The following is a 13,834-nucleotide window of genomic DNA, read 5'->3' as shown; positions in this document are numbered from 1 at the left end:
CACCCGCCATTCCCCCAGCTCATAGTCGCCGGGGTCGTGGCGCTCGGGAATTCCGTTGGCCAGGTTTTTCCCGAACACGTCGAACTCCCTGCCGGGTCCGCCCACTGTTTCAATTACCAGGTTATCACTCTCGGGCAGGATGGTGGTATTGACCAGCGCGCCATCCCAGCCGCGCTGGCTCAGCTCGTAGCGCACGGTTTCTCCCCGGACCTGCGGCTGCTCCATCCCGTGCAGCAGCCAGTATTTCCTGAACGAGTCCGCTCTGCTGGTCACCCTGTCGAGCACCGCCAGCGCGGCTGGGATTTTACTGTCACCCCGGTTGATAAACACGAACGAGCGCTGCACCTGGCTGACCTTGTCGCTGTAGGCGTCGGTAATATCGCCCTTGAGGTAGGAGAATGCAGGACTGTGCGGGTCGGGGCCGAGCCAGCGGCCCAGGACCTCCCCGGTGCGGTAGTCGCGTCTCAGGAAATCGTCCTGCTCCCCGGCCGATATCCAGCGGTTGGGCATCCGCTGGCCCCCGTCGTTGTATTTCTCGATCCGGCGGAACCCGGCGGTGATGAAATCTTCAGCCGGGTCGAAAACCAGCAGGCTGTTGTGAGCGATCGTGCGCTTGTAATAGTTGACATTATGCGGGCCGACATAGCCGCCGTCGGTTCCCTCGTAGATCCCTGAATCGAGCGCCAGGGGGCCGCGGTAGTAAATCTGAAACGCGCCGGCGTCGAGGTGCTGATGGTTGCCGTAGTTCCACTCGTTGACTTTCATCTCGCAGATCACGGCGTCACTGTCCCAGCCCGTGCGGGCAACCATCCAGCCGTAGGGAGAGCCGAAATAGCGGGTCAGTGGCAGTTCGTCAAGGTCCCGGGGTTTCAGTTCCGGGTCGCGCCACAGCAGCTCGAACAGCTCATCGAGCGGGTGGTTGGCATGCTTGAGATACTCCCAGTGCCACTCGTCCTTGAGGTAATCGGCCAGGATGTAGCCGTCGTTGTAATAACTGGCGCACAGCAGGCTCGAAAGCTTTGGACTCCAGATAAAATCGTCCCCGGTGGTCATCAGCTTGCCGTCGGGGCGGCGCATGTAAATCCAGTGGTAGGGGACGAACTGCTGGGCGGGGTGGTAGATATTGCCCGTGCCCAGCCGGTCGAAAATCCACAGCGGGTAAAGTTCGCTGCCGAAACGGGTGTCGCCGTAGGCGATCCCCTGGTGGTAGGCATGGCCGGGGTAGAACCAGTTGCGCGACGGGATAAAGCTGCCGAAAATCTTGTCCGTAGCCTCGTAGTACATATCCGGATATTCGTCGAAAATCGCCAGGCCGGCGCTGAGCATATCGCGCATCACCATCCACTCGCCCAGGTGACCGGTCAGCGAGCCGGAGCGACGGATCGGGTAGCCGATCTCGAACTCGGAGGCCAGACGGATGAACTGGTTGACAAACTCCTCCTTTTCCCGCGCACTCAGCAGCTCGTAGCACCAGTCGTAGACTATCGCCCCGGCCACCATCAGCCTGCCGATATCGCGTGAGACGTCCTGCATATCAGGGAACGTGCAGAGCCGCAGCGTATCCAGCGCCGCTTCGATGGTCCGTCGGCCCAGCGCGCTGTCGGGTTCGAGCAGGTAGCGGACCGCATCCACCGTGATCCGGTGCTGGGCGCTTCGCCCGGCCAGGGTCTGGAGATGCTCCCAGACAGGTTCGAGCAGGGGGTGCCGCACGCGGGCGCGAAGGTCGGCGATATCGCCCTGACGCAGGAACACGCGCGGGTGCACGGCGGGCGGGACAGGCACGCTGACCCCGGATTCCAGTTCTCGCCACTCGAGTGCGCTCTCCCGGGCCGATGAGAGCAGGCCCGCCGGCAGAGTCAGCATAAGTATCAGCAAGATCATCCTGTGCATCTTTTTCTCCCCTGTTACTGAATTGAGTCGGTTAGTTTTCGCTGGTATCGCCGAGCGGCCTGCGGGCGCCGCCGATCTCGATCCAGCCGTCAACTTTATCTTCACTGAATCCCAGCTTGATCTCATCCAGAATCACTGTCAGCTCTCCATCTTCTGCGGCCACAGTGGCAGCCGGCACGGCGTTAACATCGCTGTCGGTTACAGTCAGGACGTGCAGGAACAGGTCCCGTTGCGCGGGGCTGGACGGGCTGATCGCGATCCGGCATTCCGGCGCCGGTCCGCGGATTTCCTCCGGTGGAAAACTTTTGCCGTGGTAGCTGTAGAGCTCATCGCCGGTGTGGAGCCTGACATTCGGCTTTTCCGGCAGGAGAGTCTGCACGAACAGCCGCCCTCCGTCGTCATTGGTCACCACCAGGAACTCGCCCTGCCTGAGCGCCGGTTTGGCCGCCTGCAGCTGCCAGGTTTTGACGAACTCCGCTTTCGTGCTGGTTACCCTGTCGAATATCACGAACGTGCCGGGCCGGATGTAGACAATCTGGCGGGTGAAAGTCTCCAGCTTGTCCGCTTTGTAGGACCGGGAGATATCTCCGGCGGCATAGACGAACTCGCCCTCGTCCCGGAACGCCAGCATATCGGCGATATCGTAAAGCTTCTCGTTGCGGTTCCATTCCTGCGGGTCCGCGCTCGCGCCGTTGTGGTGCGGCCAGTCGTGGTGCTGGCCGCCGTCATTGGCGACCTCGCCGCCGAACTGCTGGACATGGGCGCGGATATCGGGCCAGGTCTCATCAGGGTCGTAAACCAGGACCGTGCTGTGGGCCACCGTGCGGAGGAGGTAGTTGACATCGTGGTCGCCGCCGAAATAGTAGTACTGGCCCCCGTCGCCGGCCAGCTCGTTGTGACGGCTGATCAGGAAATGGCCGTTGTCCAGATGCTGGTGCGAGGTGAACCTGTCGCCGCACTTGAAATAGAAATGAGTGGCCTCATCGCTCCAGTCGCTGCGGGCGAACACGTAGCCTGCTGCGGGACTGAAATGCGAGAGCTTGAAACCGTCCAGGTCGCCTTGCGGGACACTCGTATCACGCCAGAGAAAATCCTTATAAGCATTTCCCGGCACGCTGGCCCGGGGAGTGGACTCGTTGAACGCGTGGACCGCCTGGTGCGCCGGGTCATTGCGGTAGAAATTAACCAGGATCCGGCGGGCGTTGAGCGCCTTGTCCCGTTCGCGCCGCAGCTGCTGGCCGCCGCTGTCGCCGATCGGGACCGGACGGCGGCTGTCGTTGGTGCTTTTCCATGGGTACGCCTCGAACATCCCGGCCACGGCGCGGTTGCGGTAAAAACCGGGAGCCGCGGCATAGTGATCGCGGCCCTCGACAATCCGGGCGACTTCACAGAAAAACAGCCACTCGTACAACCAGTAATTAACATAGTAGCCCTCGGCGAACCCGCCGCCCGCACCCGAGAGCTCCAGGGCCGGGGCGGCTCGCTGGGCGTAGTCGCGCTCGGTCTCGGCCAGGATTTCCTCGGCCCGGGGGTTCTCGTACCAGGTTGCGTAGCAGGCCAGCCCGATTCCCCAGTGCTTGTAGCCGTACCAGCCGTTGTGGAACGGGGACGCCTCGGAGCGGACATTGGCGTCGACAGTTTCGTTCAGATAGGTTTGAAACCGCCGGCGTTCCTCAGCGGTCCGTTCAGGCCAGCACAGGTCGTAGACAATCGCGCAGCGGGCCAGGTCGTGGGCGAATGTCTGATGGCCCACCCGGATCGGCGCATCGACATACTTGAGCGCGCGCTCCACCGCCTGCCGTCCCAGCTCCCTGTCGCCGTCGATAACGTACACCAGCGCCATCGAGACCATCTTCATGTGCTCGTCGATCACCGTCTCGCGGTTAGGTTCCAGTTCACGGGCAGCGCGGACGACCCTGGCGTATGTTTCCGGCTTTTCGCGGGCCAGCTGCTTGAGCCTTTCCGCGCTGCCAAGCAGGCGCGGGTGGTCCCGGCTGATCGCCCGGGTGGCGCCGGGGCGGACCGGGTCGCGGGGGCCGGCAGTGCAGCCGGCTGTGACCATCAATGCCAGGACTGCGGCAAACAACATGCGGAGCAAAGGAAACATGGCGGACTCCGTACTTTGAATAAGATGACGCGGATGTATCAGGGTCAGGGCAAGTTCTGGTTATTCACCTCCGGCCAGTTCCCGGATCACTGCATCGACCTGGGCGCGGGCCTCGGCCACCCAGGGGATCTGGTCGCAGGATTCGAGCGAGGTTGCTATCTCCACGGCCCAATCCAGTTTACCCGCCAGGTCGTCGCGGCCTGCCTGACGGCAGAGTTCCAGCGCGATCCGGTGGGCCTCGCAGTCCTGCACGCCCTGACGGAACAGCTCCCAGCGCATCCCGTCCAGCGGACCGTCAGGGCCGGGATAGACGAAATACATATCGCCGGAATGCCACTTGTAGTTGGGCTGGTTCCAGATATCCTCGGGGTATGCCGAGACCGCCCAGCGAAGGTAGCCGCTGAGGTTATGCTTGAGCGAAACCCAGGGCAGAAGGCGGCATTCGCGCAGCTGGGAAAACAGGAATACGTTGGGGTAATGGGGCGTACAGGCCGTATAGAAACTGATCAGGCGGCCGGATGAGCGCATGTCGTCGATCAGGCCGCGGTTGGCGGCGGCATCGTGTTCGGTCGCCAGTTCCTGGTAGTGGAGAATCACCTCGTCGGAGCGCTTGTGCTCATCGCCGGGGTAGCCGCCGGCAATCGAGACCTTGAAACCTGGAGCGTTATCGACCAGGAAACCGTAGATCATCCGCATCTCTTTCTCGGGCTTCTCGTCGAACGCCAGATAAGCTTTCTCGAACCAGCCCTTTGCCCGCAGGTGATCGGCAAAGACCGGCAGAAACGCCGCCCAGGCTTCTTGCCAGACCGGGTCGCCCAGGGTCAGGTCGAGCAGGCGGTATTCGCCGCTGGAGGTGTCGAGATAACGGATATCGGCGTTGGTGTTGATCCACGGTCCCTCGACCATGCTGAAGCAGTCGATCTTCTCGGTCATCCCGGCGTCCATCATCAACTGTACGTAGCAGTCGAACACGGAGAAATCCCACTCGAATTCAGCGGGCTGCCCGTGTCGGTACTCGCCGGGGTACTTCCATTCCACCATCGTTTCGTACGGGTAGCCGCTCTGGCTTCCCCAGGGATCGTAGACTATGCTGGTCGTGATCACGTCCATGCCGTGTTCGACAAAATTGTCCGCGTATTTCCGCAGCAGTTCCCAGTGCGGGTCGCTCCAGTGCTCCACCCCGTGGGCGCCAGCGATCCCGCTGGGGTCCTGCCAGATATTGACGTAGTATTCCCATTCGTTGGGCGGGGGCAGGGCGGCGGGCAGCACGTTGACAACAATTTCGAACTCAGCGACAACCGAGCCATCGGCTGAAATTTCCAGTGCGCCTTGATAGGTGCCTGACGGGGTCTCCCGCGGCACGGCGATGGTCAGCCAGACAGCGCGGGCCATGTTGGCCGGCACGTCGATCGAGTCCACTTCCAGCAGCGGGTCGGGCGTGAGCATCGCGGTCTCGTCCACCGGCAGCCAGGCGCCGAACCGGACCCTGCTGGCCGTCCGGTCGATAGTGTTGCCGTCGGCTGAGTGCAACTCGCCGGCGGCGGCCCTGAGCGCCGCAATATCCGCTTCCGCTTTGACCAGTACCTGGGCGGAGAGAAATTCCCCGGCCAGGGCTGTCAGCTCTATCCTGCGCTCGTCGGGCTGACGGGTGAACGCATTGGGGTAGGGGCGGATTTCGACATTCTGCGCCCAGACCTCTACCGCGCTGTCAACGGCGTTTTCAGGGGAAGGGCTGCAGGCGGAAAGAACCAGTAACAGAGACGCTATCCGGACTGGATGTGTGCGCATAGGGTAACTCCCGGGGATGGGTTTGACGCGGAAGTGCAAAAAGGAGCTGGCTTAAAGATATCTGTTGAAATTGAAGTTGCAAGATTAATTGGTTTTGTAAATAACCCGGTCAGTGGATAGATTCGGTTGCGGGTGATCTCATGAGCGGGCAAAGGTTTTGCAAAAAAGCGGGAGTGGAGACTGCGGAGATGGGAAAGAAAGAATTGGCGGCGATCCTGGATAGAATCAAGAAGCTGGCCCGTGAGGCCGGCTGCATGGTTACTGGCCTGGACGGCGAGGCGTTGAACTTCGACCCGGGCCGGGGATTATTCCACCACGGGTTCATGGTCTATAATCCGGCGAGGATAAAGCCGGAGATAACAGGCTGAAAATGTTATTCGCCACTCAGGCGGCCGGGGAATCTTTACAAAGCGTGAGGGTGCGGATATAATTAAGTGGCAGGCCGCCGGGACGCTCGTCCCTGCGAAACAACCGTATTCCGCTTGACAGAGGAGGAAACCGGATGCTTTCATCCGCAAGGCCGCTGCTGATCGTATCCGTCCTGAGCGCTTGTCTGTGCTCGATATCGCTCGCCGCTCCCGAGCCGATCGAACCCCTCCCGCTCGGCTCGAAAGCGCCGGCGTTCAGCCTGCCCGGCGCCGATGGCCGCACCTGGACCCTCGAGGATTTTTCCGATACCGGACTGCTTGTGATCGTGTTTACCACCAACCATTGTCCGACCGCCCAGGCCTACGAAGAGCGGATCAAGCAGCTGACTGCGGACTATGCCGGGCGGGGAGTGGCCGTGGTGGCGATCAGCCCCAATGATCCCAGGGCGGTGCGTCTGGATGAGCTGGGCTATACCGATCTCAGCGACAGTTTTCCGGAAATGGTGCTTCGTGCCCGGCAACACGGGTTTAACTTTCCCTACCTCTACGACGGTGACTCGCAGGAAGTCTCGAAAGCTTACGGCCCGCAGGCCACTCCCCACGTCTTCATTTTCGACAGTGACCGCAGACTGCGCTATTCCGGCAGGATAGACAACAACGAGAAGCCGGAGCTGGTGACCAGCCGTGACGCCAGAGCGGCGATTGACGCACTGCTGGCGGGCGAGGACCCCCCGCTTGCGGTCACCAAAACATTCGGCTGCTCTGTCAAGTGGGCCTCCAAGCGGGGTAGTGTGCAGGATGCGTTCGAGCGCTGGGCGGCCGAGGAAGTCGCGGTATCGCCGGCTGATCTGGCGACCGTGGGTGAACTGCTCGCCAACGACTCCGGTAAATACCGTCTGGTCAATATCTGGGCCACCTGGTGCGGTCCCTGCGTGGTCGAGTTCCCGAACCTGGTGGAGATCAACCGGATGTACCGCAACCGGCCGTTCGAGCTGGTCACGATCAGTGCCGATTCCCCCGCCGGGACCTCGTCCGTTCTCGATTTTTTGCGTGGGCAGCAGGCGAGCTGTACCAATTATCATTACACCGGCGAGGACAAATACGCCCTGATCGAAGCGGTCGATCCGGAGTGGCCGGGTTCGCTGCCGTACACTCTGCTGGTCGCACCCGGCGGCGAGGTGCTCCGGCGCTGGAGCGGGCAGATCGAACCGCAGGTGGTCAAGACCGCTGTCGTGGAGAAACTGGGACGCTATTACGAGTGAGCTCGCGTGTGAACGCATTAAACGCAAAACCGCATAAACCGTACAAGGCTTTAATTCATTCAACCCAACAAGGAGCGGTAATGAATTCGATCGACCGTCGTAAGTTCATCAAAAGCGCCACTGCCGCCACCGCGGCAATCGCCGCCGCCGCGCCGTATGTCACCTCCGGGTGGGCGCAGAACAGCCCCAACGACAGGGTCAATGTCTGCGTCTCCGGTATCCGCAGCCGCGGACGGGCCCACGTGCGCAGTTTTGCGGAACTCGAAAACGTGCAGGTCACGGTGATCAACGATATCGACGAGCGCCTGTTTCCCGGCATTGTCGGTGAGCTGGAGCAGCAGACCGGTAAGAAAGCCCGCACCGAGGTTGATTTCCGCCGGGTGCTCGAAGACAAGGACGTGGACGTGGTCAGTATCGCCACCCCGAACCACTGGCACGCCCTGCAGAGTATCTGGGCCTGCCAGGCCGGCAAGGACGTCTATGTCGAAAAACCGGTCAGCCACAATATCTCCGAGGGCCACAAGATCGTCGAGGCCGCGCGCAAGTACAACCGGATAGTCCAGACCGGTACGCAGAGCCGCAGCAGCCGGGGGTGCAATGAGGCGATGAAGTTTCTCCACGACGGCGGGATCGGGGATATCTACATGTCCCGCAGCTGCCTGATCAAGGCCCGCGACAGCTACGGCAGCGCACCCAACAGCCCCGTGCCCGACGGCGTGCACTACGACCTCTGGCTGGGACCGGCGCCCTACCGTCCGTTCAACGAGAAGAAATTCCACTACAACTGGCACTGGCTCTGGGACACCGGCAGCGGCGAGACAGGCAACACCGGCCCGCACAATTTCGACCGCTGCCGATGGGGAATGCAGATTTACGAGCATCCGCGCGAAATCCAGAGCATGGGCAACATCTACGTCTGGGCCGGCGACTGCCCGCAGGAAACACCGAACCACCAGGTTTCCGTGCTCAAGTACGAGGACGGCCGGATTATCCAGCTCGAGGTCCGCGGCTGGTACAGCAACAGTGAGGAAGGGATAGAGCAGGGCGAGTTTTTCTACGGCACCAAGGGCTGGCTCAAGCTCGACGGCGGCAGCTGGCAGAGTTATCTCGGCCGCAAGAAAGAGCCGGGGCCGGGCAGCGGCAAAAAGCAGGGCCTGTCCGCCGCCGCCGCGGCCGACCGGATGGGCGACCGCGCGCCGGGCCATTTCCAGAACTTTATCGACTGCGTGCGCAGCCGCAACCGCCACGACCTGGCGGCCGATATCCTGGACGGCCACCTGAGCACGGCGATGTGCCACCTGTCGAATATCGCCTTCCGCACCGGCCGGACATTGATTTTCGACACCGAGACCGAGACTTTCCCGGGCGATGCCGAGGCCAACACTTACCTGACCCGTGAATACCGGGTGCCGTTTGAAGTGCCCGATGAGGTCTGACGGGAATTAGATGCCGCCACAGTAAAATGCCCCGGCCGGAATCGATAAAAAAACCGGCCGGGGCAATCTTTTTTCGGCTGCTGTCTGCACGACAAGGAGTTTGAGATGCTTACATCCCGGATTATCCCGCTGGTTTTAACCTGTTTATTCCTGACTGCGGATGCACGGGCAGTCTGCGCGCAGGGACCGGTTAACCTGGTTCTGTTGAGCGAGCAGTGGGACGCGTCCTGGATATCCGCTCCCGGGGCAGACCCCAAAGGGTTCGGTGTGTACCACTTCCGCAAAAGCCTGCGCCTCGCCGGCCGGCCCGAAAAATTCGTGGTCCATGTCAGCGCCGATAACCGTTACAAGCTGTATGTCAACGGGGTCGAGACGGGCAGCGGGCCGTCCCGCGGCGACCTCTGGCACTGGCGGTTCGAGACATACGACCTGGCGCCGCTGCTGGGCGAGGGCGTAAACCAGATCGCCGCCGTGGTCTGGAATTTCGGCAAGCATGTCCCGTATGCGCAGATGACCTGGGAAACGGGGTTCCTGATGCAGGGCGACAGCGATGCCGAAAGCTCGGTCAATACCGGGACGGATTCTGGTTGGAAAGTATTGGACGACAAGTCATACAGCCCGATCCCGATCAACACGAGCACGATGGGAGCCTTTACCGTGGTGGGGCCGGGTGAACGGGTGGACGGCCACCGTTATCCCTGGGGCTGGCTGGAGCCGGGATTCGATGATGAAGGGTGGGCGGATGCGGTTCAGACCGCGCTTGCCTGCCCGCGGGGTATCCGCTGGATGAGGTCGCACCGTCACCTGGTGCCGCGCACGATCCCGCCGATGGAGCTCAGCAGTCAACAGGCGCCCGTTGTGCGGAGGATGGAAGGGGCAGGTGCTGCTGCGGGAAAACCTTTGTCCGGTTTGGTTATTCCAGCGGGCAGCAAAGCAAAATTCCTGCTCGATCAGACTCGCCTGACAGCCGCTTATCCACTGCTGGCGCTCAGCGGGGGACGGGATGCGCGGATCAGGCTGACCTACGCCGAGGCGCTGGTGGACAGCGCGGGCCACAAGGCCCATCGCGACAGTGTGGACGGGATGTCGCTGTTCGGCTATTACGACGAGTTTATCGCCGACGGCGGCGAGGGCAGGGTGTTCAGCACACTCTGGTGGCGCACGTTCCGTTATCTGGAGCTTGCAATCAGCACCGGGGACCAGGCGCTCGTTATCGACTCGCTCACCTCGCTGTATACGGGCTACCCGTTCCGGCAGCAGGCGGAGTTTGTCTCCGATGACCGCTCGCTGAAGGAAATCTGGGACGTGGGCTGGCGCACAGCCAGGCTCTGCGCAGGTGAGACGTATTTCGACTGCCCGTACTACGAACAACTTAATTATGTGGGCGACACCCGGATCCAGGCCCTGATTTCGCTGTATGCGGCTGGCGACGGTCGTCTGGCGCGCAAGGCAATCGCCCAGTTCGATGATTCCCGCCTGCCGGACGGACTGACCCAGAGCCGCTATCCGAGCTATATGACACAGGTGATTCCGCCGTACTCGCTGTTCTGGGTGGCGATGGTCCACGACTGGTGGATGTACCGTGGGGAGGAAGACTATATCCGCTCGCTGCTGCCCGGTATCCGCGGGGTGATCGACTGGTTCGCCTCGCGCCTGGACCGATCGGGCATGAACGGGGCGCTGCCCTGGTGGAATTTCGCCGACTGGGCTGACGAGTACGATGCCGGTGTGCCGCCGGGCGCGGATGAGGGCGGGAGCGCGCTGATCAGCCTGCAGCTGGTCTATGCCGCCCGGATGGCGGCGGAGATGGCCGAGGCGCTGGGCAGCCCGGGCGAAGCCGAGCGGTACGGACTGCTGGCTGACAGGGTAGGTAAAGCTGTGCTTGCCGGCTGCTGGGATCAGAACCGGGGGCTGCTGGCCGAAACTCCTGCCAGAAGGCAATTCAGCCAGCACGCCAATGTAATGGCCGTGCTGACAGGGCTTTTCCCCGGCCGGGAGCGTGAGATAATGGAGCGGGTGCTGACCGACGGCCGCCTGATCCAGTGCACCTACTATTACCGGTTCTACCTCAACCGGGCGCTCAAGGCCGCCGGGATGGGGGACATCTATCTCGATCAGCTCAAGCCCTGGTACGATATGCTCGATATCGGCCTGACAACGTTCGCCGAAAAACCGGAGCCCACCCGCTCCGACTGCCACGCCTGGAGCGCCAGCCCGCTTTATGATTTTCTGGCCACGGTCTGCGGGGTGACCTCGGACGCGCCCGGGTTTGCACGCGTGCAGATCGCACCGTCGCTGGGACGCCTGCGGGAGGTAAGCTGCAAAGTGCCGCATCCCGGCGGTTTCATTACCTGCAGCTTCAAGCGCAGCGGAAAATCGGGGCTGAGCGCCGAGGTGGAGCTGCCGGACGGGGTCGTCGGGACATTCGTCTGGCAGGGAGACAGGAAACCGCTGTCATCCGGGCGGCAGACACTGCAATTCTGAGACGGGGTTCGGCTTTCTTGGAACACAAAATCAAGCTCGGGATCGCCACCTGCCTGCTGGGCGGGAGAGTGCGCTACGACGGCGGCGATAAGTATGCACCGTACCTCGTGGAAACGCTGGGCAAGTGGGTGGAGTATGTCCCGGTCTGCCCGGAGCACGAGTGCGGCCTGGGTGTGCCCCGCGAGGCCATGCGCCTGGAAGGGGACCCGTCGGCTCCACGTCTGGTGACCGACAAAACGGGTGCCGACTGCACGGACAGGATGCAGGCGTGGGGCAGAAAGCGCTTGCAGGAACTCGAACGCGAGGGCCTGTGCGGCTATATCTTCAAGAGCAGGTCGCCCTCCTGCGGACTGGAGAGGATCAAGGTATACGGAGGCAGGGGAATGCCGGTCAGGAAGGGGATGGGGATCTGGGCGGCGATGGTTACGCGGCATTTCCCGCAGCTTCCCGTGGAGGACGAGGGCCGCTTGAACGATCCCGGCCTGCGCGAAAGCTTTATCGAGCGGATATCGTGATGAACCGCTCGCTGGAGTTTGCTTATTGCGCCGGATTAAAGCAGCCTAACGGTCTGCGCATAAGCGGCGCAGGCATGTAAAGGGGCCAAAAAATATTACCTCTAATGGTGATAGAGACTGCCTTCGCTGAAAATTACACCCAACTGGCTGCGTCCGCCTTGATGCGCTGGTTAGGCGCAATTTTGCTTGCTTAGTGAATTTCCTACAGTACTTGTAAAGAAGCTGCGGGCCTACAAAGACTTGTTCTATATAGGGATCAAACAATGAGGCTATTGCCTCACTTTTCAATGAAGTATTCGCCCTCCCACTCAACAATAAATATAATCCTTGAAATAAACTTCCCCTTAAAGGTACCACCCCCCTGGATGTTCTCGTACTTACCTGTCCCTTTTGTCCAAGTGAAAGACCCTTCAAATGTGGTTACAGGTTTTCCCTCGGGGGAAAGGGTAGTTGCAGTCTTTAGCTGATGTTTCGAAAAGACGACAACGCCATTTAGGGAACTTTTCAAATAGCCCTGGCCAGATCCGTTGCCCATAACAAGATCAGAGAATCCCATGCCAACATCCCGGGCACCATCCATGAATTTGTTCTTACCGGTACTAACAGTAGTTCCCTCAAACTCACTCAGGGATAAGATGTGGCCCTCAGTGTCTCCAACATTGATCGTGTCCTGTTTGGTGTAAGCTAATGTATGCTTCCCGGAAACCTTGATCTTCTGCTGTGCCGGCAAAGTCGCCACACCAAGAGCAAAGATCAAAACGAGATTAATGAATAGTACCGTTGACAGCTTGGATGTAAGTATCCGCATAGATTTCACCTCACTTCATTAAAATGATAGGCCCGCAGCTTCTTTCTTGGCCTTATTGTAAAATTTAGAAATAACGCCTAACCAGGGTATATACAGAACTGCGATAAAAACCTTTAGATGGCAAATACAGCTATGTAATACCTCATGAAAAGTCTAAAGTAAAACACATAAAATGACATATAGCAATCCGTTACGACATATAAAAAAGCAGTGGAATTTTATACAGACTGTATAAAACTCCCAATAAACATCGTCGGCTATAAACTGTCAGTGAGGAGTGCGTCCGGGATCAGTCGAGTGTGGTAAGCCGGTTCGGTATACCGTGCCGCGGGTCTGGGTGTACTTCGTCTAAACAATCATAGGGATTTGTGAGAGTGTTGTCAAATTAGAAGCCGAATCAGCAGGTTTCGGAGATGGGAGGCTGCTGATCCGCTATTCGCCAGCTTAATCTTGAAACAGCAAAAGATGGCTTCCTTGGCAAAGTGCGCGTTGACTTACTATGACAGGGGCTGTCAGCTAAAGCTGACCCCCATGCCCGCCCCCACCTCGCGGATGTATTTTCCCGCCTGTTCGTATTCCGCTGGTTCCTGCATGTGCTCCATCATCAGCGGCACGTCCGGGAAGCGGCTCAACTCCTTGATGTAGACCGCGTAATCCAGTCCGCCGGCGCCGGGCGGGCACTCATCGAGATGCGTGGTCAGCTTATCGCGCAGGATAATGTCCTTGGCGTGGCAGCTTTTGATCCGCGGGCCCAGCTTGGCGAAACATTCCCGGATCAGCGCGGCGTTGCCGAAATAACGCTGAGGACTGCAGATCAGGTTCACCGGGTCCAGGTGCACGGCAAACCGTTCCCGGTCGATTGCGGCCAGCAGCCGCAGGTAGCTGTCTACCGAATCAGGGTAGGCCCAGGGCATTGTTTCCAGCGTGAAACAGGTCCTCGTCGGCTTGACCCCGTCGATAATGCTGCGCGTTACCTCGACAATCATCTCGAAGGTTTCAGCGGTGAGGTTATCCGCGTGGGGGCCGTCCCATTTCTCCCCCCGCGATCCGCTGATATTCACACAGCACAGCGCTCCGACCCGGTCGGCGAGATCGAGCTGGCGCCGGCACTTTTCGATTGCCTCGGTCCGCTCGGAGTCATCGCGGCTGATAGGGTTGCTCCAGGCGCCCACCTCG

At 60.4% G+C, this 13,834-nt stretch carries 9 protein-coding genes and 1 pseudogene (1 of these 10 only partly in view); 5 read left to right on the top strand and 5 right to left on the bottom strand.

The annotated features are described in order from the left end of the window. From FVQ81_15855 to FVQ81_15845, 3 genes are all read right to left on the bottom strand, one after another. The coding region (locus tag FVQ81_15855) for a heparinase (protein MBW7998006.1) at positions 1-2,016 on the bottom strand (2,016 nt) is incomplete at its 3' end. Further along, complete coding sequence (locus tag FVQ81_15850) at positions 1,922-3,997, bottom strand: hypothetical protein (GenBank protein MBW7998005.1); 2,076 nt, start codon at positions 3,995-3,997, stop codon at positions 1,922-1,924. The genes FVQ81_15855 and FVQ81_15850, both read right to left, overlap by 95 nt. A gap of 60 nt (positions 3,998-4,057) precedes the next feature. Then, a complete protein-coding gene (locus FVQ81_15845) occupies positions 4,058-5,785 on the bottom strand; it encodes a DUF4091 domain-containing protein (GenBank protein ID MBW7998004.1) in 1,728 nt (575 codons plus the stop codon). Between the two features lie 188 nt (positions 5,786-5,973). Between FVQ81_15845 and FVQ81_15840 the strand changes: the two genes are divergently transcribed. The 5 genes from FVQ81_15840 (at position 5,974) to FVQ81_15820 (ending at position 11,850) form a co-directional block, all read left to right on the top strand. Next, positions 5,974-6,153 (top strand): hypothetical protein, encoded by a 180-nt coding sequence (locus tag FVQ81_15840; GenBank protein MBW7998003.1) that lies wholly within the window; start codon positions 5,974-5,976, stop codon positions 6,151-6,153. 134 nt (positions 6,154-6,287) lie between these two features. Next, a complete protein-coding gene (locus FVQ81_15835; protein MBW7998002.1) occupies positions 6,288-7,415 on the top strand; it encodes a redoxin domain-containing protein in 1,128 nt (375 codons plus the stop codon). An 80-nt stretch (positions 7,416-7,495) separates the two neighbouring features. Then, entirely contained in the window at positions 7,496-8,851 is a 1,356-nt protein-coding gene (locus FVQ81_15830) for a Gfo/Idh/MocA family oxidoreductase (GenBank protein MBW7998001.1), read from the top strand. A 105-nt stretch (positions 8,852-8,956) separates the two neighbouring features. Continuing rightward, complete coding sequence (locus FVQ81_15825; GenBank protein ID MBW7998000.1) at positions 8,957-11,335, top strand: Bacterial alpha-L-rhamnosidase; 2,379 nt, start codon at positions 8,957-8,959, stop codon at positions 11,333-11,335. A 17-nt stretch (positions 11,336-11,352) separates the two neighbouring features. Next, positions 11,353-11,850: a DUF523 domain-containing protein gene (locus tag FVQ81_15820; GenBank protein MBW7997999.1), complete on the top strand. Its 498-nt coding sequence runs from the start codon at positions 11,353-11,355 to the stop codon at positions 11,848-11,850. Between the two features lie 277 nt (positions 11,851-12,127). Here the strand turns inward: FVQ81_15820 and FVQ81_15815 are convergent, their stop codons facing one another. Beyond that, the gene (locus tag FVQ81_15815; protein MBW7997998.1) at positions 12,128-12,658 is read right to left on the bottom strand and encodes a hypothetical protein; all 531 of its coding nucleotides are present in this window, start codon (positions 12,656-12,658) and stop codon (positions 12,128-12,130) included. 512 nt (positions 12,659-13,170) lie between these two features. Then, a pseudogene (locus tag FVQ81_15810) lies at positions 13,171-13,834 on the bottom strand (TIM barrel protein); it runs 179 nt beyond the window's last position.

It is taken from the genome of Candidatus Glassbacteria bacterium, from assembly GCA_019456185.1.
In the GTDB taxonomy this organism is placed as follows: domain Bacteria; phylum Gemmatimonadota; class Glassbacteria; order GWA2-58-10; family GWA2-58-10; genus JAJRTS01.
Note: the sequence above shows the minus strand (reverse complement) of the source record. Positions and strands in the feature narration are given on the sequence as shown.